At 67.9% G+C, this 20,489-nt stretch carries 22 protein-coding genes; 10 read left to right on the forward strand and 12 right to left on the reverse strand.

What is annotated here, in order from left to right; all coding sequences use genetic code 11:
• Positions 1 to 71 precede the first annotated feature (71 nt).
• Complete coding sequence (locus N5C18_RS04485) at positions 72 to 980, forward strand: LysR family transcriptional regulator (RefSeq protein WP_053448493.1); 909 nt, start codon at positions 72 to 74, stop codon at positions 978 to 980.
• A 92-nt stretch (positions 981 to 1,072) separates the two neighbouring features.
• On the opposite strand, the gene N5C18_RS04490 is transcribed toward N5C18_RS04485, so the two are convergent.
• Entirely contained in the window at positions 1,073 to 2,329 is a 1,257-nt protein-coding gene (locus N5C18_RS04490) for an MFS transporter (RefSeq protein ID WP_279943927.1), read from the reverse strand.
• Positions 2,330 to 2,453: 124 nt separating this feature from the next.
• Positions 2,454 to 3,080 (reverse strand): signal peptidase I, encoded by a 627-nt coding sequence (lepB, locus tag N5C18_RS04495; RefSeq protein WP_279943929.1) that lies wholly within the window; start codon positions 3,078 to 3,080, stop codon positions 2,454 to 2,456.
• Positions 3,081 to 3,262: 182 nt separating this feature from the next.
• Here lepB and N5C18_RS04500 point away from each other — a divergent pair, with 182 nt between their 5' ends.
• Both N5C18_RS04500 and N5C18_RS04505 read left to right on the forward strand, forming a co-directional pair.
• The gene (locus N5C18_RS04500; protein WP_279943930.1) at positions 3,263 to 3,664 is read left to right on the forward strand and encodes a hypothetical protein; all 402 of its coding nucleotides are present in this window, start codon (positions 3,263 to 3,265) and stop codon (positions 3,662 to 3,664) included.
• A gap of 3 nt (positions 3,665 to 3,667) precedes the next feature.
• Positions 3,668 to 4,114, forward strand: coding sequence for a 3-dehydroquinate dehydratase (locus N5C18_RS04505; protein ID WP_004153636.1), 447 nt, complete (start codon positions 3,668 to 3,670; stop codon positions 4,112 to 4,114).
• Between the two features lie 316 nt (positions 4,115 to 4,430).
• Here the strand turns inward: N5C18_RS04505 and dcp are convergent, their stop codons facing one another.
• The 3 genes from dcp to arfB all read right to left on the reverse strand — a co-directional run bounded on the left by dcp (position 4,431) and on the right by arfB (position 7,737).
• The gene (gene dcp, locus N5C18_RS04510; RefSeq protein WP_164242897.1) at positions 4,431 to 6,587 is read right to left on the reverse strand and encodes a peptidyl-dipeptidase Dcp; all 2,157 of its coding nucleotides are present in this window, start codon (positions 6,585 to 6,587) and stop codon (positions 4,431 to 4,433) included.
• 111 nt (positions 6,588 to 6,698) lie between these two features.
• Positions 6,699 to 7,301 (reverse strand): lysophospholipid acyltransferase family protein, encoded by a 603-nt coding sequence (locus N5C18_RS04515; RefSeq protein WP_008266991.1) that lies wholly within the window; start codon positions 7,299 to 7,301, stop codon positions 6,699 to 6,701.
• Positions 7,302 to 7,305: 4 nt separating this feature from the next.
• Positions 7,306 to 7,737: an alternative ribosome rescue aminoacyl-tRNA hydrolase ArfB gene (gene arfB, locus N5C18_RS04520; protein WP_004153612.1), complete on the reverse strand. Its 432-nt coding sequence runs from the start codon at positions 7,735 to 7,737 to the stop codon at positions 7,306 to 7,308.
• A gap of 133 nt (positions 7,738 to 7,870) precedes the next feature.
• On the opposite strand from arfB, the gene N5C18_RS04525 reads away from it, so the two are divergent.
• Entirely contained in the window at positions 7,871 to 8,398 is a 528-nt protein-coding gene (locus N5C18_RS04525; RefSeq protein ID WP_010487093.1) for a DUF2059 domain-containing protein, read from the forward strand.
• Between the two features lie 76 nt (positions 8,399 to 8,474).
• Here the strand turns inward: N5C18_RS04525 and N5C18_RS04530 are convergent, their stop codons facing one another.
• Positions 8,475 to 9,218, reverse strand: coding sequence for a pseudouridine synthase (locus N5C18_RS04530; protein ID WP_279943932.1), 744 nt, complete (start codon positions 9,216 to 9,218; stop codon positions 8,475 to 8,477).
• A gap of 130 nt (positions 9,219 to 9,348) precedes the next feature.
• The gene (locus N5C18_RS04535; RefSeq protein WP_279944507.1) at positions 9,349 to 9,930 is read right to left on the reverse strand and encodes an O-methyltransferase; all 582 of its coding nucleotides are present in this window, start codon (positions 9,928 to 9,930) and stop codon (positions 9,349 to 9,351) included.
• 170 nt (positions 9,931 to 10,100) lie between these two features.
• On the opposite strand from N5C18_RS04535, the gene N5C18_RS04540 reads away from it, so the two are divergent.
• The 4 genes from N5C18_RS04540 to N5C18_RS04555 are packed head-to-tail and all read left to right on the forward strand — an operon-like array spanning position 10,101 to position 13,233.
• Positions 10,101 to 10,712 carry a PIG-L deacetylase family protein gene (locus N5C18_RS04540; protein WP_197564892.1) on the forward strand — a complete coding sequence of 204 codons (612 nt, stop codon included), beginning with the start codon at positions 10,101 to 10,103 and terminating at the stop codon, positions 10,710 to 10,712.
• Positions 10,712 to 11,851 (forward strand): glycosyltransferase family 2 protein, encoded by a 1,140-nt coding sequence (locus N5C18_RS04545; protein WP_279943935.1) that lies wholly within the window; start codon positions 10,712 to 10,714, stop codon positions 11,849 to 11,851. Before N5C18_RS04540 ends, N5C18_RS04545 begins: the two co-directional genes overlap by 1 nt.
• Positions 11,838 to 12,443, forward strand: coding sequence for an acetyltransferase (locus N5C18_RS04550; RefSeq protein ID WP_279943937.1), 606 nt, complete (start codon positions 11,838 to 11,840; stop codon positions 12,441 to 12,443). Before N5C18_RS04545 ends, N5C18_RS04550 begins: the two co-directional genes overlap by 14 nt.
• A 4-nt stretch (positions 12,444 to 12,447) precedes the next feature.
• Positions 12,448 to 13,233 (forward strand): YaiO family outer membrane beta-barrel protein, encoded by a 786-nt coding sequence (locus tag N5C18_RS04555; protein ID WP_279943939.1) that lies wholly within the window; start codon positions 12,448 to 12,450, stop codon positions 13,231 to 13,233.
• Positions 13,234 to 13,287: 54 nt separating this feature from the next.
• On the opposite strand, the gene ubiB is transcribed toward N5C18_RS04555, so the two are convergent.
• Positions 13,288 to 14,943 carry a ubiquinone biosynthesis regulatory protein kinase UbiB gene (gene ubiB / locus N5C18_RS04560; RefSeq protein ID WP_279943940.1) on the reverse strand — a complete coding sequence of 552 codons (1,656 nt, stop codon included), beginning with the start codon at positions 14,941 to 14,943 and terminating at the stop codon, positions 13,288 to 13,290.
• Complete coding sequence (locus tag N5C18_RS04565; protein ID WP_004153599.1) at positions 14,940 to 15,575, reverse strand: SCP2 sterol-binding domain-containing protein; 636 nt, start codon at positions 15,573 to 15,575, stop codon at positions 14,940 to 14,942. The genes ubiB and N5C18_RS04565 overlap by 4 nt, the downstream gene beginning before the upstream one ends.
• Positions 15,576 to 15,816: 241 nt before the next feature.
• Here N5C18_RS04565 and ddlA point away from each other — a divergent pair, with 241 nt between their 5' ends.
• Complete coding sequence (gene ddlA, locus N5C18_RS04570; RefSeq protein ID WP_279943941.1) at positions 15,817 to 16,908, forward strand: D-alanine--D-alanine ligase; 1,092 nt, start codon at positions 15,817 to 15,819, stop codon at positions 16,906 to 16,908.
• Positions 16,909 to 17,004: 96 nt separating this feature from the next.
• On the opposite strand, the gene N5C18_RS04575 is transcribed toward ddlA, so the two are convergent.
• The 3 genes from N5C18_RS04575 to oleC all read right to left on the reverse strand — a co-directional run bounded on the left by N5C18_RS04575 (position 17,005) and on the right by oleC (position 19,890).
• Positions 17,005 to 17,160 (reverse strand): DUF1328 domain-containing protein, encoded by a 156-nt coding sequence (locus N5C18_RS04575; protein WP_004153593.1) that lies wholly within the window; start codon positions 17,158 to 17,160, stop codon positions 17,005 to 17,007.
• Between the two features lie 82 nt (positions 17,161 to 17,242).
• The gene (oleD, locus tag N5C18_RS04580) at positions 17,243 to 18,235 is read right to left on the reverse strand and encodes a 2-alkyl-3-oxoalkanoate reductase (RefSeq protein WP_049458119.1); all 993 of its coding nucleotides are present in this window, start codon (positions 18,233 to 18,235) and stop codon (positions 17,243 to 17,245) included.
• Complete coding sequence (oleC, locus tag N5C18_RS04585; protein ID WP_053448486.1) at positions 18,232 to 19,890, reverse strand: olefin beta-lactone synthetase; 1,659 nt, start codon at positions 19,888 to 19,890, stop codon at positions 18,232 to 18,234. Before oleC ends, oleD begins: the two co-directional genes overlap by 4 nt.
• 104 nt (positions 19,891 to 19,994) lie before the next feature.
• Between oleC and N5C18_RS04590 the strand changes: the two genes are divergently transcribed.
• Positions 19,995 to 20,426 carry a YkgJ family cysteine cluster protein gene (locus N5C18_RS04590; protein ID WP_049458121.1) on the forward strand — a complete coding sequence of 144 codons (432 nt, stop codon included), beginning with the start codon at positions 19,995 to 19,997 and terminating at the stop codon, positions 20,424 to 20,426.
• Positions 20,427 to 20,489: the final 63 nt, after the last annotated feature.

Here is a 20,489-nt window from a genome sequence, read left to right on the forward strand (position 1 = left end):
GACCGTTGGTCGGCACGGGATCGGATCCCATCTCTGATTCATTTCCGGCTGACGATGAATACACTGGGCCCATGTCCATCGAACTGCGCCACCTGCGCTACTTCCTCGCCGTTGCCGATACGCTGCACTTCGGCCAGGCGGCGGAGCGGTTGGGTATGTCGCAGCCGCCGCTCAGCCAGCAGATCCGCCAGCTGGAGGAACTGATCGGGGCGCGCCTGTTCGTGCGCAGCCATCGCCGCGTGCAGCTGACTCCCGCCGGGCAGCTGCTGCAGGAACGGGCACGGGCCATCGTGCAGCAGGTGGAAGCGGCGGTGGACGAGGTGCAGCGCGCGCAGCGCGGCGAGCAGGGCGAGCTGCATATCGGGCTGACCCGGGCCACGCCGCTGTCACCGCAGATTCCGCGTTCGATCCTGCACTACCGGCAGCAGTATCCGCAGGTGCGGTTGCAGCTGAGCGAGATGAACACCCTGCAGCAGATCGATGCGCTGCTCGATGGCAGCCTGGACGTGGGCATCATCCGCAAGCGCACGTTGCCACCCGAGCTGGTGGCGCACAGCCTGTTCGTCGATCCGCTGGCGTTGATCGTGCATGCCGGCCACCCGGCCCTGCGCCGGCTCTCGAAGCAGGGCACGCTGTCACTGCGCGACTTCGCACAGGAGCCGTTCGTGGCGTTCCGGCGCAGCGCCGGTGCAGGTATCCACGACCACATGATCGCGCTGTGCGCGGCGGCGGGCTTCACGCCGCGCATCGTGCAGGAGGCCGGTGAAGCCTCAACCCTGATCAGCCTGGCCGCGGCCGGGCTGGGCGCGGCGATCCTGCCGTCGTCGTGCGATCACATCCGCGTGGAAGGCGCGCGCTTCGTGGCGCTCGCCGATGCCGGTGCGCATTCGGAAGTGCAGCTGGCATGGCGCCGCGAAGGGGTGACGCCGTTGATCCGCAACTTCGCCACGCTGCTGCGTGAAGCGTTCGCGGAAGGGTAAGCGTGCAGCCCACCGGTAGTGCCGGCCGCTGGCCGGCAATTCCACATGGGTCCGCATGCCGGCCAGCGGCCGGCACTACCGTACGCGTTGGATCACGCCGTCACCGGCTGCGGGGCGCGTTGCTGCAGCGCCCAGACGATACCGCCGCCGATCAGGGTCAGCACGGCAGCGAAGGCGCACACCCCCCGCCAGTCCCAGGCCGTGTAGGCCAGCCCACCCACCCCGCCCAGCACGCTCGAGCCAAGGTAGTAGGCAAACAGGTACAGCGCCGAGGCTTCGGCGCGCATCGTGCCGGCGCGGCTGCCAACCCAGCTGCTGGCCACCGAGTGGCCACCGAAGAAGCCGAACGTGACCAGTGCGATGCCCAGAGCCATCGTGCTCAGCCACGGCATCGCCAGCAGTGCGATGCCGGCGCCGATCAGTGCGAACGAGATCGACAGGATGCGGCCGCGCCCGTAGCGCGTGGCCTGCTGGCCCATCCATGCCGAACTGAAGGTGCCGACCAGATACACACTGAAGATCAGCCCGACCACGGTCTGGCTGAGGTGGTACGGCGGTGCCAGCAGGTGGTAGCCCAGGTAGTTGTAGAGGGTGACGAACACACCCATCAGCACGAACGAGGTGGCGAACAGCCACGGCAGGCCGGGGTCGGCGAACAGCGCGCGCCAGCGCGACGGCAACTGGCGCAGGCCGCCGCGACGGGCCTGGAAATGCCTCGACGGCGGCAGCTGCAGCCACAGCAGCACGGTGCTGGCGATGGCAATGATCGAGACCACGCCGATGCCCCAGCGCCAGCCCCAGTGGTCGGCGATGATGCCGGCCAGCAGGCGCCCGCTCATGCCACCGATGGCGTTGCCGCCGATGTACAGGCCCATCGCCAGGCCCAGCGCGCGGCTGTCCATTTCCTCCACCAGGTAGGTCATCGCCACCGCCGGTACGCCGCTCAGCGCCAGGCCAAGCAAGGTGCGCAGCACCAGCAGCGTGGTCCAGTCGTCCACCAGTGCGGTGCACAGCGACAGGGTGGCCGACGCGAGCAGCGCGGCGATCATCAGCGGGCGGCGGCCGATCGCATCGGACAGCAGCCCGGCCAGCAGCATCGCCACCGCCAGCGTGCCGGTGGTCAGCGACAGCGACATCGCGCTGCCGGCAGCGGACACACCGAAATGACGGCTGAACTCGGGCAGCAGCGGCTGCACCGTATACAGCAGGCCGAAGGTGGAGAAGCCAGCCAGGAACAGCGCCAGCGCGGTACGCCGGAAGGCCGGCGTGCCCTGCTGGATACGGGTCTCGGCAGCGGGGTCGACAGTGTGGGGGCGGCGTTCGACGGCCGCCGCGGTTTCGCCAGTCATGGGATCGATGGGCCGGTGGGGACGGCCGGGCGCGGGAGGGAACGGGCCCCAGACTAGGCCCGTTGATCCAGTCGATCCATAACCTGATGAGTCAGGATTGATACGCAGGAAGTATCAATTCAGCTTACAGGCGCTGCCACTCGAAACCCTCGCCACGGCGGTAGTACACCGCCACGGCGCGTCCGTAGACCTTGTCGGCATCGACGAAACCGAAGAAGCGACCATCAAAGCTGTTGCCGCGGTGGTCACCCAGCACCAGCACCTTGCCGGCCGGCACCACCAGATCGGCGATGTCCGGGCCGCCGCCCATGTCCAGATCGAGGCGGGCGCGGCGCGGGCCGAAGGCTTCCACGTCCTGCAGGTCGGCGATCTGCAGCGGCTGGCCGTTGATGCTCAGATGGCCCTCATGCAGCTGCACGTGGTCGCCGGCCACTGCCACCACGCGCTTGATGAGGCGGGTGCCATCGGCCGGCGAGTCGAACACCGCCACTTCGCCGCGCTGCGGGCTGCCGGTCGCCATCAGTTCCTTGCCGGTGAACGGCAGGCGCAGGCCATAGGCACGCATGTCCACCACCACCCGGTCGCCGGGCTGCAGGGTCGGCTGCATCGAGCCACTGGGCACCACGTAGTGGTTGGCCAGGGTATCGCGCGCGGCGGCCAGCAGGCCGAGCAACACCAGCAGCGGCAATGCTTCCTTCTTCAGCCAGGTAAGCGCACGTTCGGAAAAGGGAGGGCGGGCAACAGCATCCATGGCAGGCTCCGGGTGGTCGGTAGCGGTATCAGACCACACGCAGGCGTCGCAGGTTCCCGGCAGCGCGGGACATGGGTTACGCAGGTTTTACGCCCCGGCCCGGCGGCGGGCATCGCACCTTTACGGCCAGCGCGCGCATCGTGTGCCCACCGCGCCACAGGGCGCATTCCGCAAGGTGTTGTATGACCCTCCTGGTGATCCGCCACGCGTCTCCGTCGGCGCCGCGCCCGCAGCTGCCGGCGCAGTTGAGCGGCCATCGCGTGCTGTGCAGCGACTGCGCCAGCCTGTCCGAAGTGCGCCAGTGCCTGTGCCAGCCGCAGGCGCGCTCGGCTGACTGGGTACTGCTGGATGTCGGCACCGCCGACGAGGCGCAGTGGCAGGCCGAAGGTGGCGCGCTGCAGGCGGCGCTGGAACGGCTGCCGGCGCAGTACATCGAGCTGCAGGCCCGCAGCGAGCCGGGGCTGGATGCACGCCTGCGCCTGCAGCACGGTCCGGCCGCAGTGGTGGTCGACCAGCGCAGCCAGCAGGCCGGTTACCCGTTGTCGCTGGCCATCGTTGACCGCCGCCTGGCGCAGGAGGGCTGAGCCATGTCGATCTTCATCATCCGTGGCCCGGAAGCGGCCGGTGCGCTGATCCGTACCGCGATGCCGCTGCCGGCGCCGGTCCTGAAGTCGCTGGTGCATCGCGCCATCGACGCCGGCACCAGCGTGGCGATCCGCGCCTGTGGTTCGGAGCAGGAACTGCTGGACGCGCTGCGCGTGGCCGACCACAGCCGTGGCGAGGTGACCCTGCTCGATCCGGGTGCGTGTGCCAACAGCCTGCGCCTGCAGCGGCTGCTGCCGTACCTGCACAATGCCTACGTGGAAGTGCATGACGACGGTGCGGTGGCCGAACCGTGCCTGCCGGCCGGGGTTGGCCAGCGACTGGGTATCGCCGCGGGATATGGCGCGCAGAGCTACGTGCTGGCGCTGGACATCGCGCTGGATCACCTGGGGTTGGCCGAACAGGCCAATCGTGTGCACGTAGGCACGTGATGGCCGGCCAGCGGCCGGCACTGGTAGTGCCGGCCGCTGGCCGGCAACCTCAACAGCGACAGCAAAGGCTGGATTTCCGTGGGATGGCGGGGTGGGTCCGCTTGCGGGGGACGCCGTGAATCCGTCCATGGAGGCTTAGCCGCGCCATCCATGGCGCGGATACCCCCGCAACCGGACCCACCCCACCTTCGACATATTCCTGCGATCTGCAGTAGATCCACGCCATGCGTGGATGAGCGGTAACTGCAGAATTCATCGATGACATCGACGCAAAAGAAAAACGGCGGGGCTGCCCCCGCCGTTTTCGCTTTCTTACTTACTTCAGGCCGCGGAACTTCAGCAGCGGCTCCACCGACGGGTCCTTGCCGCGGAAATCGCGGTACAGGGTCGACAGCTCCACGCTGTTGCCACGCGAGAGGATCTTGTCGCGGAACTCCTGGCCGTTGGCGGCGGTCAGGCCACCGTGCTCGGTGAACCACTGGTAGGCGTCATGGTCGAGCACTTCGGCCCAGAAGTAGGCGTAGTAGCCGGCCGAGTAGCCACCGCCCCAGATGTGGTCGAAGTAGGTGGTGCGGTAACGCGGCGGCACCTGCGGCAGGTCGACCTTGAACTTCTTCAGCGCGCTGGCTTCAAAGGCGCCCACATCCTGCAGCGGCGCGTCGGCCTTCTGCGTGTGCCAGGCCAGGTCCAGCAGCGCGGCCGACAGGTACTCGGTGGTCGCATAGCCCTGGTTGAAGCTGCGTGCCTTGAGGATCTTGTCGACCAGTTCCTGCGGCATCGCCTCGCCGGTCTTGTAGTGCTTGGCGTAGTTGGCGAACACCTTCGGGTCCAGCGCCCAGTGCTCGTTGAACTGCGACGGGAACTCGACGAAGTCGCGCGAGGTGGCGGTGCCGGCGATCGACGGGTACTTCACGTTCGAGAACATGCCGTGCAGCGCATGGCCGAACTCATGGAACATGGTGGTGACGTCGTCGAAGCTGATCAGCGCAGGCTGGCCGGCGGCCGGCTTGGTGAAGTTGCAGACGTTGTAGACCACCGGCTTGGCACCGGTCAGGCCGTCCTGTTCGACGAACACGTCCATCCAGGCGCCGCCGGACTTGCTGTCACGCTTGAAGTAGTCGGTGTAGAACAGGGCCAGCGAGGTGCCGTCCTTGTCGAACACTTCGTACACCTTCATGTCCGGGTTGTACGTCGGAATGTCGGTACGTGGCTTGAAGGTGATGCCGTACAGCTGGGTGGCGGCGTAGAAGACGCCGTTCTGCAGCACGTTGTCCAGTTCGAAGTACGGCTTGATCTGCGACTCGTCCAGATCGTACTTGGCCTTGCGCACCTGCTCGGCGTAGAAGTCCCAGTCCGAGGCAGCGACCTGGAACCCACCCTTCTGCGCGTCGATCACCTTCTGGATCTCGCCGGCTTCGGCGCGGGCCTTGGCGGTGGCGGCCGGCACGGTGTCGGTCAGCAGCTTCAGCGCGGCGGCCGGAGTCTTGGCCATCTGGTCGCCCAGCTGGTAGTCGGCGAAGGTATCAAAGCCGAGCAGCTTGGCCTTCTGCGCACGCAGCTGGGCCAGGCGCTGCACGGTCTGCCGGGTGTCGTTGGCATCGCCACGCTCGGCGCGGGTTTCCGAAGCCTTCAGCACGGCCGCGCGCTGGTCGCGGTCGCTGAGCGAGCCGAGCACCGGCTGCTGGGTGGTGTTCTGCAGCGGCAGCACGAACTTGCCGTCCAGCTTGCGATCCTTGGCGGCGGCGGCCGCGTTGTTGATCGCATCCTCGTCGAGGCCGGCCAGCTTGGCCTTGTCGTCGACGACAACGGCGGCAGCGGCGGTGGCGGCCACCAGGCGGGTGTGGAACTGGGTGGAGAGCGTGGTCTCTTCCACGTTGAGCTTGCGCAGCGATGCCTTGTCGGCGTCGGACAGCTGCGCACCGGCACGTACCAGGCCGTCGTAGTAGTGCTCGACCAGGCGCTTCTGCACCGGGTCCAGCTCCAGCGTGTCGCGCTGGTCATAGATCGACTTCACGCGCGCGAACAGCTTCGGATCGAGGTTGATCTCGTCCTGGTGCGCGGCCAGCTTCGGCGCCACTTCTTCCTGGATCTTCTGGCGCGCGTCGTTGGTATCGGCCTGGACCAGGCCGAAGAAGATGCGCGACACGCGGGTCAGGGTCTCGCCGCTGCGCTCCATCGCCACGATGGTGTTGTCGAAGGTGGCCGGTTCGCTGCTGTCGGCGATCTTGCGCACCTCGGCCAGGTGCTGGCGCATGCCTTCCTCGAAGGCCGGCAGGTAGTCGCTGTCCTTGATCTTGTCGAACTGCGGCGCCTGGAACGGCAGCGTGCTGGCGCTCAGCAGCGGGTTGGTGGAGGCTTCGGCCGGCTGCTGGGCCGGGGTCTTCTGGGCTTCGGACACGGGGGTGGACTCCTTGCCGGAACAGGCCGCCAGCGCCAGGCTGATGGCGGCGGCCAGGACTACGGTACGCGACATGTAAAACGCTCCTTGGGCAGACGGTATGGAATACCAGCCCTCCACCCTACTCCTGTCGCGCTCGCCCGGCATGTGCCGGACGTGGCGTCTATGCGGGGCCTGCCGGCCGGCTCAGACCGTGCCGCGGGTCTTGCCGATCCAGGGCCGGTAGAACTCACGGATGGCGGCCATGTCGGCGGCGTCATCGCCACTGGGCGTGAACAACGGACCGATGCCGATGGTCTTTTCCGGATAGTGGAAGTACGCGGCCAGGATCGGCACGTCGGCCATCCGCGCGATCTTCAGGAAACCGGCCTTCCAGTCCTTCACCGCCTTGCGGGTACCTTCGGGGGTGATCGCGAACCACATCTTCTCGTTGTTGCGCAGCAGGTCCACCGCCTGGCCAACGGTGCCCTGCGGCGAGCTGCGGTCCAGCGGGATCACGCCCAGCTTGTGCAGCAGCGGGCCCAGCGGCCACCAGAACAGCGATGCCTTGCCCAGCACCTTCACTTTCATGCCCAGCGCGATCTTGGCCGCCATGCCCCACAGCCCGTCCCAGTTGGACGAATGCGGCGCGATGATGAACACCAGCCGGGGGATGTCGGGCAGGGTGCCGGTCACCTTCCAGCCGCCCATGCGCAGGGTGCAGCGCGCCAGCCAGCGCAGGAAGGCGTTGGGTTTGACCTGTGGCATCTGCGGCGGCACGGCCGGCAGCAACGGAGTCGGGTTGTTCAAGCAATCACTCCCAGTCACGTGATGAGCGCCCGCGCTTGATCTGCGCGCGCCCGCGTTTGGCGTCCAGACGACGCAGTTTCGACCCGAGGGTCGGCTTGGTGGCCTTGCGCGGTTTGGGCACGCTCAGCCCGGCCTGGATGAAGGCCGCCAGCCGATCGCGCGCATCCTCGCGATTGCGATCCTGGGTCCGGAACCGTTGCGCATCGATGACCAGCACGCCTTCGCCGGTCATGCGCCGGTCACGCCGCGCCAGCAGGCGCGTGCGCAACGGCTCGGGCAACGAGGGCGAGTTGGCCACGTCGAAACGCAGTTCCACCGCAGTGGAGACCTTGTTGACGTTCTGCCCGCCGGCGCCACTGGCACGCACGAACCGCTCGACGATCTCGCCGTCGGGGATTTCAAGCTGCGCGCTGATGGTGACCGGTCCACTGCCCATCCGCGCATTGTAGCGGCAGCCACGCCCCGCAGTGCGGCATCGCGCACCGTATGCCGCCGATCAGGTACCGAACACGCCGCCTTCGCCTTGGCTGCGGGTATGCTGGCCGTCCCATGTACCGCAGGAAGCCCGCATGACCCGCACCGCACCCGCCCTGCCGTCTCTGCTGCGCCGCGCCGCCCTGCTGCTGGCGCTGGCCGTGGCCAGCGTGCCGGCCCTGGCCGCGCCGCCGACCGATGGCGACATCAACCGCCTGCTCTCGGCCTCGCGCGCGCAGAGCATGATCGACACCATGCTGCCGCAGATCGAGGCGATGCAGCAGCAGCAGTTCCAGCAGGTGGCCGCGCAGCGCCAGCTCAACGCCCAGCAGCAGGAGCAGCTGAAGCGGATCCAGGCACGGACCAGCCAGACCCTGCGCCAGGCCCTGTCATGGCAGCAGCTGCGGCCGATGTACGTGGACCTGTACAAGAAGACCTTCAGCAAGGAAGACGTGCTGGCGATGGCCGAGTTCTACGAGAGTGCGGCCGGCCAGAGCCTGCTGGACAAGACCCCGGCGCTGATGCAGAACGTGATGGTGGCCATCCAGGCGCGCATGCAGCCGCTGTTCGCGGACCTGCAGAAGGACTTGGAAGCGATCGTCAACGAGCCGGAAAAGAAGTGAGGTAGGGCCGGCCGCTGGCCGGCTCCCCCAGTACATCTGGAATCGCGTAGCTGCCGGCCAGCGGCCGGCACGACCGTCAAGCGGTATCCACCTGCCAGCCGAACAGGTCCAGCGCCTTCTGGAACCCAGTGTCCAGCGGCGCGCGTACGTCCACAACGCCACCGTCGGGATGCGGGAAACGCAGGCGCTCGGCGTGCAGCAGCATGCGGTGCACGCCCTGCATGCGGAAGATGCGGTTGTGGCGGCCATCACCGTGGCTGGTGTCGCCGATCATGTGGTGCGACAGGTGCTTGAGGTGGCGGCGGATCTGCCGGAAGCGCCCGGTCTGTGGCTGGCAGCGCAGCAGCGCGTAGCGTGAGCGGGTGAATTCACCGACAGGCACCGACAGCTCGCCGGTCGCCAGGCGCTGGAAATCGGTGATCGCCGGCTTCTTCACCGGCTTGCCCGGGCCGCCGTCCAGATCATGGTCGACCTGCCAGGCGAGTTCGGCCGGCCAGCCACGGCACACGGTCAGGTAGTCCTTCAGCACTTCGCCGCCCATCAGCGCCTTGCCCAGCGCGCTGGCGGTATCGCGGTCGAAGGCCAGCAGCAGGCAGCCACTGGTCGCCCGGTCCAGGCGATGGACCAGGAAGATCGGGCGGCCCAGCTGCTCACGCAGGCGGTCGGCCAGGAAATCGTCTTCGCCACGGGCCAGCTTGCTGTCGTGGACCATCAGCCCGGCCGGCTTGTTGACCACGGCCAGGCGCTCATCCAGATGCAGCAGCTGCAGGGGTGCGGTTTCGGTCTCGACCGCAGCGAGGGTGTCAGGTTCGGTGCTCACGGCAGGATTATCGGGGCTGGGCATTGAATGGGGTAGAGCCGGCCGCTGGCCGGCTGCCTCCGGGCAATCGGATGGCTGCGGTTGCCGGCCAGCGGCCGGCACTACCGGATCAAGCGGGGCGGCACGGCAGTCAGGCGTTGCGCACCGCCAGCAACTCGCCATTGCCCACCGGCACCAGGCTGGTGCTGAACGCCTCGTCGGCAGCCAACAGGGCGCGCAGCGGTTCCATCTGCGCGGCGTGCGAGATCGCGTTGTCCACCACCAGCAGGCCACCGGGCCGCAGCACGCGCCGCAACTGCGGCCACCAGCCGGCGTACTGTTCGCGGTCCGAATCGAGGAACAGCAGATCGAGGCTGGCCTCGGCGGCCTGCGCAAGCCATTGCCCGGCATCGGCGTGGACCAGCGTGATGCGCTCAGCCAGGCCACTGCGCGCGAACGTCGCTCGCGCCATCGCCACCTTGTCTTCGGCGTACTCCAGCGTGGTCACGTGGCCGTTGATGGCGGCGGCGGCTTCGGCCAGCCAGAGCGTGGAGTAGCCGTTGGAGGTGCCGATCTCCAGCACGCGCCGTGCTGCACCGAAACGCACCAGCACCAACAGGAACTCGCCGGTCTGCGGCGTGATGTTGAGCATGCGACGGCCGCGCTCGGTTTCGCGTGCGTCGTTATCGGCACCGAAACGTGCCAGTTCGTCTCTCAATACCGAAAGCTGCATCGCCGTCGCCTCTTTCATTTGCCGCGTCAGGACGACCATTGTGACCGATCAAGTCACATTTTCAGATTGATCCTAATCTTTCGCGTTGCTCGAGTTGCGATAGTTCCGCCTCTTTCGCGCGGGACGTTCCACCTGCCCGCCGCTCCCTCGGTTTTCGCAAGGACACGGCCATGGCCTTCGACATTCTGGCAATCGGCGCCCACCCCGACGACATCGAACTCGGCTGCGGTGGCAGCCTGGCCAAGCTGGCACGCACGGGTGCGCGCATCCATGCGCTGGTGCTCAGCCGCGGCGGCCGCGGCTGCCACACCGGTATCGACCGCAGCGATGAATCCCACCGCGCCCTGCACCGACTCGGAGTCGGCCACGTGATCCAGCAGGATTTTCCGGACACGCGTTTCCCGGGCTGCCGCAACGACATCATCGCGGCCATCGAGCAGGCCTGCGCCACGCTCGTGCCGCATCGCGTCTACACGATGTGCGGTGAGGACCATCACCAGGATCACCGCACCGTCCACGAGGCATCGATCATCGCCTGCCGCAGTGTCCCGCAGATCCTCTGCTACGAGAGTCCCAGCACCCTGCCGCAGTTTGCACCCCAGGTATTCGAAGACATCAGCGCGCAGCTGGACCTGAAGATCCACGCCCTGCGCGAGCATGCCAGCCAGAGCGATCGCCAGTACATGCAGGAGGACCATCTGCGCTGCCACGCACAGTTCCGCGGGCAGCAGATCGGTATCGGCCCCAGCGAGGGCTTCCTGCCCCATCGGCTGGTGCTCTGATGAAAACGCTGCTGTTCCTGGCCATGTGCGCCTTCATCCTGGTGCGTGTCTGCATGCTGCTGTCGCGCCGGCCGAGTACGCGGCTGTACAGCATCGATGCGATCGTTCCGGCCTACAACGAAGCCCCGTGCCTGGAGCGCTCGTTGACCAGCCTGCTGCAGAACCCCTACCTGGCCCGGGTGATCTGCGTGAATGATGGCTCCACCGATGACACCGCTGCGGTGCTCGATGCCCTGCAGGCACGCTGGCCAGGGCGACTGGTGGCGGTGCACCAGGCCAACACCGGCAAAGGCGGGGCATTGATGCACGGCCTGCAGCACGCCACGGCCGAACAGGTGTTCCTGACCGACGCCGACACCCATATCGATCCGCGCGGGCATGGCCTGGGATACCTGCTGGACGAAATCGAGCGTGGCGCCGATGCGGTCGGCGGCGTGCCCTCGTCCAGCCTGGAGGGCGCCGGCTTCCTGCCGCATGTGCGTGCCAGCCTGAAACTGCCGATGATCGTGATCAAGCGCAGCTTCCAGCAGTGGCTGGGCGGCGCGCCGTTCATCGTCTCCGGCTCGTGCGGCCTGTTCCGCACCTCGGTGCTGCGCAAGGTCGGCTTCTCCGACCGCACCCGCGTGGAAGACCTGGACATGTCCTGGTCGCTGGTCGCGCAGGGTTACCGTGTGCGCCAGAGCGTGCGCTGCGTGGTCTACCCGCAGGAGTGCAACACGCTGGTGGAGGAATGGCGACGATGGCGGCGCTGGATCGTCGGCTATGCGGTCTGCATGCGCCTGCATCGCGGCCTGCTGCTGAGCCGCTTCGGCCTGTTCAGCATCCTGCCGATGATGCTGCTGGCGCTGGCCGGCATCGTGCTGACCCTGCAGGTCTGGTTCGGCGCGGCGATGCTGCATGGGCCCGCCGGCCTGGCATTGGCGGTGATGCCGCTGTTCTGGATAGGCGTGGTCATGCTGCTGGCGCTGATCAGCGCCATCCATCATCGCCGCGCCTGGCTGGTGCCTGCCGCCGCCTTCTCGATGCTGTATGTACTGCTGGCCTATGCGATCTGGGTGATGCACGGCCTTGCCGGGCTGTTCACCGGCCGCGAGCCGGTGCGCGACAAGCCGACGAGGTACCCGCATGTGGTGGAATGACCTCGCCACCCTGGCCGATGCGCTCCCGGCATTGGCATCCCACATTGATTCCAGCGCCCAGGTGTCGCCACGCGCAACCGTGCGGGGCACTGTGCGCATCGGTGCCGGCAGCCGCATCTGCGACGGGGCCCATCTGCAGGGCCCGATATCGATCGGCCGCGATTGCCTGATCGGCAACAACGCGCTGCTGCGTGGCCCGCTGCGCATCGGCGATGGCACCCGCATCGGCTTTGCCAGCGAACTGAAGAACGCCTTGATCGGCGAAAGCGTCAGCATCGGTCCGCAGTGCTTCATCGGCGACAGCCGTATCGATGCCGGTGCCTACCTTGGCGCGCTGGTGCGCACCAGCAACCATCGCCTGGATGGCGCGACGGTCGCCGTGCACATCGGCGGCGCCGTCATCGACAGCCAGCGCGACAAGCTTGGCGCGTGGATCGGTGAAGGCGCCTCGCTGGGCGTCGGCGTGATCATCCTGCCCGGTCGCATCATCGCACCGGGCAGCCAGTTCGGACCGCGCATCACCGTGGAACGAAACCTGCCGCCGGGCCGTTACCGGCTGCTGCAGTCGCTGCATTCCCAACCCCTGGAGTAACCCCATGCGATTGATCTTCCGTGGCGCGCTGCCGTGCGCCCTGTTGCTGGCTGTGTCCAGCGCCCATGCCGGCGTAGACCGTGTTTCGATGCAACTGGACCATGCCGACTACACCGACAGCTTCGGCAAGCGCGACGTGCAGACCCTGGACGTGGCCGGCCGCAACGGCCACAGCCGTTGGCACCTGGGCCTGGCCCATGGTGAACGCGACTTTGGCAGCAGGCGCTTCAGCGGCAACCGCGTACAGGGCTCGCTGCACCAGCGCTGGAGCCCGCGCTTGTCCACCCGCACCGCCGTCACCGCGTCCAACGATGATCCGGTGTTCGTCAACCGCCAGGTCAACCAGGACCTGCAGTGGAAGGTGGCGCCTCAGACCGTGCTCAGCGTGGGCGGCAAGTACGCGCAGTACCACGCCGGCGCGTACGTGAGCGGCTGGTCGGTGGGTGCCTCGCATTACTTCCCGCGCGTGACCGCCTCGCTGCGCCACGAGCGGCACCGTCAGTCCAATGGGCCCGACGGCCATGGCACCACGCTGTCGCTACGCCTGAAGGACGCCCAGGGCCGCGGTTCAACCCAGCTGTGGCTGGGCACCGGCACGTCCGGCTACGCGGCAGAGTCCGATCCGCTGCTGCTGCGCGAACACGATGCGCGGCGTGCCTTCCTGCGCCGCAGCCAGCCGCTGGGCGAACATCTGGTGCTGGACATGGGCATCGGCAAAACCTGGCACAAGACCCGCCTGGACACCTTCCAGAGCGTGCAGTCGCACGTGGGCCTGGGCTACCACTGGTAAAAACCCGGGGTGGGTCGGCGGCATGCATCGCCGCCGGCCCTCAGCCTGACGGGCTCAGCGCCACCACGCGCGCAGCAGCGCCACTGCGCCGAGCGCCCCGGACAGCCAGCTCCACGCCGGCACGTCGCCCCAGTACCAGCCCGGCGGTTGCAGCACGTACATCAGCGCCGCGATGGCCAGCAGGCCAACGCCGGTGATCGCACCCACCGCGCGTTTCTGCAGGCGCTGCAGGCTGGCATCGAGCGCCACCAGATCGCGCGAGCGCATCGCCAGTTCATGGCGGCCTTCCACCTGCTGGGTCAGCCAGGCGTGTACCAGGCGCGGCATGTCCGGCGCATGGGTCATGATTTCCGGCAGGCGCTTGCCGATCTCGCGCACCACCCGGCGCGGGCTGTAGCGCTCGCGCAGGATCTTCGCCAGCACCGGCTTGGCCACTGCCCAGATGTCGATCTGCGGATCGAGCTGGCGGCCGACACCTTCGATGTTCAGCAGGGTCTTCTGCAGCAGGATCAGCTGCGGCTGCAGGGTCAGCTGGTAGCGCTGGGCCACGCGGAACAGCTTCATCAGCACTTCGGCCAGCGAAATCTGCGACAGCGGGCGGGTGAAGTAGGGTTCGCACACCGAACGCACGGCCGCTTCCAGATCATCGATGCGCACGTGGTCCGGCATCCAGCGTGCCTGCACGTGCAGTTCGGCGATGCGGCGGTAATCGCGGTTGAAGATGGCCATGAAGTTCTCGGCCAGGTAGTACTGATCTTCCTGCGAGAGCTGGCCCATGATGCCGAAGTCCAGCGCGATGAAGCGCGGGTTGGCACGGCGCGCCGGATCGGTATCGACCCAGATGTTGCCGGCGTGCGCATCGGCATGGAAGAAATTGTCGCGGAATACCTGGGTGTAGAACACCCGCACGCCCTTGGCGGCCAGCGCCTTGCGGTCGATGCCGGCCTTGTCCAGCGCGGCGATGTCATCGGACGGAATGCCCCATACGCGTTCCAGGGTCAGCGCACGCTCGGCGGTGTGGCTCCAGATCACTTCCGGTACGTACAGATCGTCGCTGTTTTCCCAGAAGCGGCGCAGCACGCTGGCATTGGCGCCTTCGCGCTGCAGGTCCAGTTCGGCAGCCAGGGTGTTCTCGACTTCGGCCACCACTTCACGCGGGCGGATCTTGTCGGCACGTGGATGGGTGCGCTCGACCAGCGCGGCCAGCGAGTTGAGCAGGGCGATGTCGGCGTCGATCTGCTTCTCGATGCCTGGGCGCAGCACCTTGACCACCACCTGGCGGCCGTCGGCGAGCGTCGCTGCGTGCACCTGCGCGATCGAGGCCGAAGCCAGCGGTTCGGTGTCGAAGCTGGCAAATGCCTCGCTCACCGGCAGGCCGAGTGCTTCCTCGACGATGCGGCGCGCGGTATCGCCATCGAACGGCTTGACCCGGTCCTGCAGCAGGGTCAGCTCGTTGGCCACGTCCGGCGGTACCAGGTCGCGGCGGGTCGACAGGATCTGGCCGAACTTGACGAAGATCGGCCCGAGGTCCTGCAGCGCCAGGCGCAGGCGCGCACCGCGCGATTGTGCGGCGATATCGGCCGAGGCGCGCGGCACGAACGGCTTGGCCAGGCGCAGCCAGCGCTCGGCCGGCGTGCCCTGCAGCAGATCGTCCAGGCGGTAACGCAGGATCACCCGGCCGATGCGGCTGGCCCGAAGCACGGCCTTCATGCGGCACCCCGCAGGCGCTGCACGCGTGCGCCCAGGCGCTCGACGTCATCGCGCAGCACGTCAACGTCATCATGGAAGGCATCCAGCTCGGCGCGCGGCACCACATCACGCGATTCCTCGGTGATGAACTCGGCAGCGCTGTGGGCCAGATCGATCGCGCCCTGGCGTGCGTGCTGCAGCGCGCTGCGCAGGGTGTTGGCGACCTGCACGCCCAGCACCTCGCCGAATACGCTGACGAACGGCTGCTGCCAGTCCGGATCGAAGCCCTTGGCCAGCTGCTGCAGGCGGCGCGCCAATTCGGCGTCGCCGGCTACGCGCACGCGGCCCTTGCCGGTGCTGTCGGCGCGGCGCGCGTTGGCCAGCAGTGGCAACTGCGCCAGCACGCCGGCCAGGCTGCTGCGCACTGCCAGATCGGCTTCCTGCGTGTCGACCGGGCCAACCCGCAGCTGATCGCCCTCGACGCTGATGCGCATCGCCAGCGAAGGCGCTTCCAGGGTCAGGTCGATATGCCGGCCGTCGAGGCTGGCCAGCGCATGGCGGGTATCCGGATCCAGCGCGAGGGCGCGGTTCAGGGCGATCTGCAGGGCGCGGCCGGCGACCGGCTTGAGGGACTTGAGCAGGGAGAGAGCCATGTGCGCATTCTACCTGCGTGGGTGGGGGGCTTGGGCGCGGCATCCATGCCGCGGACACCCCCGCAACCGGACCCACCCCGCCTTCGACAGGTTCCTGCTGCTGTGGGTGGGTGTCGACCTTGGTCGACACGGTAGATCCACGCCATGCGTGGATGGAATTCTGGTTCATCTGTGCCTCACCTGGGTGGCAGCGGAAGGTTCATGCTGTATGGCCACGCAACGCACAGGACATGGCAACACCATGGCACGGACCCGGGTCGGCATCATCTTCGGGGGCAGGTCCTCCGAGCACGAAGTTTCGCTGCAGTCGGCGAAGAACATCCTCGATGCCCTCGACCGCGAGCGCTTCGAGCCGGTGCTGGTCGGCATCGACAAGCAGGGCCAGTGGCATCTGAGCCAGCCGGACACCTTCCTGCTCAATGCCGATGACCCGTCGCGCATCGCGCTGCATCGTTCCGGGCAGTCGCTGGCGGTCCTTCCCGGCACGGAGCAGGCGCAGCTGCAGCTGCAGCCGTCCGATGCGGCCAGCGTGCTGGGCCAGATCGACGTGGTGCTGCCGATCGTGCATGGGCCGCTGGGCGAGGACGGTGCGCTGCAGGGCCTGCTGCGCATGGCCAACCTGCCCTTCGTGGGTTCGCCGGTGCTGGGCTCGGCGGTGGCGATGGACAAGGACGTGACCAAGCGCCTGCTGCGTGATGCCGGGCTGCAGGTAGCGCCGTGGCTGTGCATCCGTCGCCATCAGGCGGCGGCTGTCGATGTCGAGGCGGTGATCGCCCAGCTTGGCCTGCCCCTGTTCGTGAAGCCGGCCAACCAGGGTTCATCGGTCGGCGTAAGCAAGGTCAAGGAGGCGGCCGGCTTTGCCGAGGCGCTGGAACTGGCGTTGCGCTATGACCACAAGGTACTGGTGGAGTCGGCAGTGGTCGGCCGTGAAATCGAGTGCGCGGTGCTGGGCAACGCGCAGCCGCAGGCCAGCGTGTGCGGTGAAGTGGTAGTGCACGACGAGTTCTACGCCTACGACACCAAGTACATCAACGAAGGCGGTGCCGACGTGGTGGTACCGGCGGACATCGACGCTGCCACCCAGGCGCGCATCCAGCACATCGCGCTGCAGGCCTACCAGGCGCTGGAGTGTGCCGGCATGGCGCGCGTGGATGTGTTCCTCACCGCAGACGGCGAGATCGTCATCAACGAGGTCAACACGCTGCCGGGCTTCACCCGCATCAGCATGTACCCGAAGTTGTGGGGTGCCAGCGGCGTGGACTACACCACGCTGATCACGCGGCTGATTGAACTGGCGCTGGAGCGCCATGGGGCTGACAGGCAGCTTCTGTAGCGTCGAGCCATGCTCGACGAAGGGCGTGCCGACCAACGGTCGGCACCCACCGGAGAAAACAGTGCCGGCCAGCGGCCGGCACTACCCTGCGGTCTTCTACCCGCGCTTGCGGAACATCGAGATCACTGCCAGTACCAGGAACACAACAAACAGGATCCAGGCGATGTTGCTGGCAGCACCGGCAATGCCGGAGAAGCCGAGCACGGCGGCGATGATGGCGATGACAAAGAAAATGACGGCGTAATGCAGCATGGCGCTCCTCGCAGATGTCCGGGCCGTTGGATGGCGTGGGTCCATCCTCCCGATCTGGCGGTGTGCAACCGGTGATGGCGATCTATGCGGCAGATGAAGCCTTCAGCCTGCGCAGCCCTTCTTCGATGCTGACCTGCGGCACGTAGCCGAAATCGCGCCGTGCCGGCTCCATGCTGTACCAGTGCGGCGTACACAGCTGCTCGGCCAGGAAACGGGTCAACGGCGGTTCGCCACGCAGGCGCAGCAACGGCCACAGCCGCTCGCAGACCGCGCCGATGCGATAGGCGGTCCTGAAGCTGATCGCCTTGTCCACCGTCGGCGCCCCCACGGCGGCCAGCAGCTTGTTGACCAGCTCGCGCATCGGCAGCGGTTCGCCGTTGGAGATGAAGTACGCCTTGCCGGCGCAGGCCGCGCCCGGTGCCAGGGCTTCGAAGGCGAGGAAGTGCGCCAGCGCGGCGTTGTCGATGTAGGTGGTATCGACCTTGTTGTTGCCATCGCCCACCAGGCGCAGGCGACCCTGCCGTGCACGCTCGGCCAGGCGCGGCACCAGCTGCTGGTCGCCCGGCCCCCAGATCAGGCGCGGGCGCAGCGCTACCGTCGCCAGCGTCGCATCGTTGGCGGCCAGCACGCGTTGCTCGGCAATCGCCTTGGTCGCCGCATACGGCGCCTGGAAATCCTCGCCATACGGCACCTCGTCGGCGCCGAGGCCTTCCACCGGATGGGTGGCACGGTGGGTCACGCTGGGCGTGGAGGTGTAGACCAGCCGGCTGATGCCATGCGCGCGGCACGCGGCGATGACGTTGTCAGTGCCGACCACGTTGGCCTGGTGGTAGCTGTCATAGCTGCCCCAGGCGCCAGCCTTGGCGCCGTTGTGGAACACCGCATCGACGCCAGCCACCGCATGCAGCACCGCCTGCGCATCGGCCAGGTCGCCACGGATCTGGCCCACGCCCATCGCCTGTAGTTCCGGGTAGTGGCTGCGGTTGAACGCCAGCACCTGGTGGCCGCGTTCGACCAGCCCGCGGCACAGCGCCTGGCCAAGGAAACCACCCCCACCAGTGACCAGGATCTTCATGCGCGCTTCTCCAGTTCGGCGCTGGCCCAGACGGCGAGCTTCTCGCGGCCGATCTTGGCGTTGTGACGGATATCGACCGGGAAGGCCGGATGCACCAGGAAGTGCTGCAGGCCGGCCTCAGGCACGCGGGCTGCTGCGTGAGCGCGCAGTGCTTCCTGCAGTGCCGGGCTGTCGGACTGGCCACGCTGCAGTTCCACGCACAGCACCGGCACCTGCGCACCTGCGGCGCCAACACCGACCAGCGCGCTGCGCGCCACGCCGGCGACGGTGTTGAACACCGGCTCGACCTGCTCGGTGTACAGCGGCCCGCGTGCGGTTTCCACGCGCTGCGTCTTGCGCCCGCAGAACCACAGGCGGCCCTGTGCATCGAAGTACCCCACGTCGCCCATGCGGTGCACGATGCGGATGCTGCCATCGGCCAGGGTTTCGCTGATCTTCGCTGCCGCGGTCGCCTGCGGGCGGTTGAAATAGCTGTCGGTGGTGGTCGGCCCGGCCACGGTGATCTCGCCCACCTCGCCGGTGGCCAGCACGCGTGCCTGCCCCCAGTCCGGCAGCGGGGCATCATCGATGGCGATGATGCGCACCTCGTTCGGCTCCACCACGCTGCCCACGCAGGTGCCGGCGCCGGCCTCGGTGGCGGCGCGGGTGCGCTCCAGCTCGCGGCCTTCAACCACGGCCACCGGCAGGCACTCGGTGGCGCCATACGGGGTCCAGAACTGCGCATCGGCCGGCAACAGGCGGCGGATGGTGGCAACCACGTCCGGCGGCACCGGCGCACCGGCCGACGTCACCCGGGTCACGGTCGGCAGCGGGCGGCCATGCCTGGCCAGCACGCGCATGAGGGCCGGTGAACCGAACAGCTGGGTCACGCCGAAGCGCTGGATGGCGTCGTGCAATCGCGCCGGATCGGCCTGTGCCGGCCGCGTCGGGTCCATGTCCGGGATCACCGAGGTCAGGCCCAGCGCCGGATCGAACAGCGCGAAGGGCGGGAAGGTCGGCAGGTCCACCCCACCGGCTTCCATGCCGAACGCGCTGCCCAGCAGCTGGATCTGGCCGACGAAGTGGCGGTGACGGTAGACCACGCCCTTGGGCACGCCGGTGGAGCCGCTGGTGAACAGGATCGCCGCCATGTCCTCGCCGTCGGTGCCGGCCAGCATCGGCCCACCATTGGCGCCTGCGCGCTCGAGTGCGGCCAGGGTCGTTCCACCCCAGCCAAGGCGGCGACCGACAGTGACCAGGCGGGTGGCCGAAGGCGCCCAGCGCAGCGCCAGCCGCGCCACATGCGCCAGCGGGATACCGATGAAGGCCTCCGGCTGCGCCTCGTCCAGGCACTGCTTCAGCGCGCGCCTGTCGATGCCCGGGTCGACCAGCACCGGCACCGCGCCCAGCTTGAACAGCGCAAACATCAGCAGGAAGAATTCCGGCGACGGCCGCACCATCACCACCGTGCGCACGCCGCGGCCGATGCCGTAGCCGGCCAGGCCGGCCGCCATGGCATCGCTGCGGGCGTCCAGCTGGCGATAGTCCAGGGTCACGTCATAGGCCGCCATGCCATTGCCGGCACCGCGGCGGCCGGGGCAGCGGATGGCGATCTGGTCAGGGCGTTCGCGAGCCAGTTCAGGCAGGCGGGCCGCAATGTTGCAGGGTCCGTTCATCCGTTCATTGTCGCCGCTTACGGAATTTCTTGCGCGGCGGCCCACTTCGTGGAAAATCCGCACCCTCGTTCCTGATTCCGACTGCCGCCCGAGGCGGCTTGCCCATGCAACATCCCTGCATGACCTGCGGCGCCTGCTGCACCCAATACCGCGTGGCCTTCCACTGGATGGAATCGGACGAGGTCACCCCCGGCGGCGTGCCGCACCAGCTCACCGAGGTGCTCGACCCGCATCGCCTGTGCATGCGCGGCACCCACTCCAAGCCGGTGCGCTGCGTGGCGCTGGATGCGCAGATCGGCGTGTATTCACGCTGCACCATCCACCCCAACCGGCCCAGCGTGTGCCGCGAGGTGGATGCGTCGTGGGAGTACGGCAAGGCCAGCCCGCAGTGCGACAAGGCGCGCATCGCCTATGGCCTGGATCCGCTGACGCTGGCCGACTGGCGCTGGCGCGACGAGGCCGGGAACGATGACGGCCATCCGGACGACAACGGCAACAGCCCGTCCTCACCACCGCAGGCACCGGTCGCGGCGTAGTGGTAGTGCCGGCCGCTGGCCGGCAACCTCATGAACCTGGCCGGTGTGCCGACCAACGGTCGG

Origin of the sequence: Stenotrophomonas sp. GD03930 (assembly GCF_029839665.1) — a bacterium.
In the GTDB taxonomy this organism is placed as follows: domain Bacteria; phylum Pseudomonadota; class Gammaproteobacteria; order Xanthomonadales; family Xanthomonadaceae; genus Stenotrophomonas; species Stenotrophomonas forensis.

Excerpts from the sequence above, each read along its gene's own strand:
- ddlA (WP_279943941.1), top strand. The coding sequence starts at position 15,817 with ATGGCACGGACCCGGGTCGGCATCATCTTCGGGGGCAGGTCCTCCGAG.
- N5C18_RS04490 (WP_279943927.1), bottom strand. The coding sequence starts at position 2,329 with ATGACTGGCGAAACCGCGGCGGCCGTCGAACGCCGCCCCCACACTGTC.
- N5C18_RS04540 (WP_197564892.1), top strand. The coding sequence starts at position 10,101 with ATGGCCTTCGACATTCTGGCAATCGGCGCCCACCCCGACGACATCGAA.
- ubiB (WP_279943940.1), bottom strand. The coding sequence starts at position 14,943 with ATGAAGGCCGTGCTTCGGGCCAGCCGCATCGGCCGGGTGATCCTGCGT.
- N5C18_RS04505 (WP_004153636.1), top strand. The coding sequence starts at position 3,668 with ATGTCGATCTTCATCATCCGTGGCCCGGAAGCGGCCGGTGCGCTGATC.
- oleC (WP_053448486.1), bottom strand. The coding sequence starts at position 19,890 with ATGAACGGACCCTGCAACATTGCGGCCCGCCTGCCTGAACTGGCTCGC.
- N5C18_RS04500 (WP_279943930.1), top strand. The coding sequence starts at position 3,263 with ATGACCCTCCTGGTGATCCGCCACGCGTCTCCGTCGGCGCCGCGCCCG.
- N5C18_RS04535 (WP_279944507.1), bottom strand. The coding sequence starts at position 9,930 with ATGCAGCTTTCGGTATTGAGAGACGAACTGGCACGTTTCGGTGCCGAT.
- N5C18_RS04555 (WP_279943939.1), top strand. The coding sequence starts at position 12,448 with ATGCGATTGATCTTCCGTGGCGCGCTGCCGTGCGCCCTGTTGCTGGCT.
- N5C18_RS04590 (WP_049458121.1), top strand. The coding sequence starts at position 19,995 with ATGCAACATCCCTGCATGACCTGCGGCGCCTGCTGCACCCAATACCGC.
- N5C18_RS04545 (WP_279943935.1), top strand. The coding sequence starts at position 10,712 with ATGAAAACGCTGCTGTTCCTGGCCATGTGCGCCTTCATCCTGGTGCGT.
- dcp (WP_164242897.1), bottom strand. The coding sequence starts at position 6,587 with ATGTCGCGTACCGTAGTCCTGGCCGCCGCCATCAGCCTGGCGCTGGCG.
- N5C18_RS04550 (WP_279943937.1), top strand. The coding sequence starts at position 11,838 with ATGTGGTGGAATGACCTCGCCACCCTGGCCGATGCGCTCCCGGCATTG.
- N5C18_RS04525 (WP_010487093.1), top strand. The coding sequence starts at position 7,871 with ATGACCCGCACCGCACCCGCCCTGCCGTCTCTGCTGCGCCGCGCCGCC.
- N5C18_RS04565 (WP_004153599.1), bottom strand. The coding sequence starts at position 15,575 with ATGGCTCTCTCCCTGCTCAAGTCCCTCAAGCCGGTCGCCGGCCGCGCC.
- arfB (WP_004153612.1), bottom strand. The coding sequence starts at position 7,737 with ATGGGCAGTGGACCGGTCACCATCAGCGCGCAGCTTGAAATCCCCGAC.
- oleD (WP_049458119.1), bottom strand. The coding sequence starts at position 18,235 with ATGAAGATCCTGGTCACTGGTGGGGGTGGTTTCCTTGGCCAGGCGCTG.
- lepB (WP_279943929.1), bottom strand. The coding sequence starts at position 3,080 with ATGGATGCTGTTGCCCGCCCTCCCTTTTCCGAACGTGCGCTTACCTGG.
- N5C18_RS04485 (WP_053448493.1), top strand. The coding sequence starts at position 72 with ATGTCCATCGAACTGCGCCACCTGCGCTACTTCCTCGCCGTTGCCGAT.
- N5C18_RS04575 (WP_004153593.1), bottom strand. The coding sequence starts at position 17,160 with ATGCTGCATTACGCCGTCATTTTCTTTGTCATCGCCATCATCGCCGCC.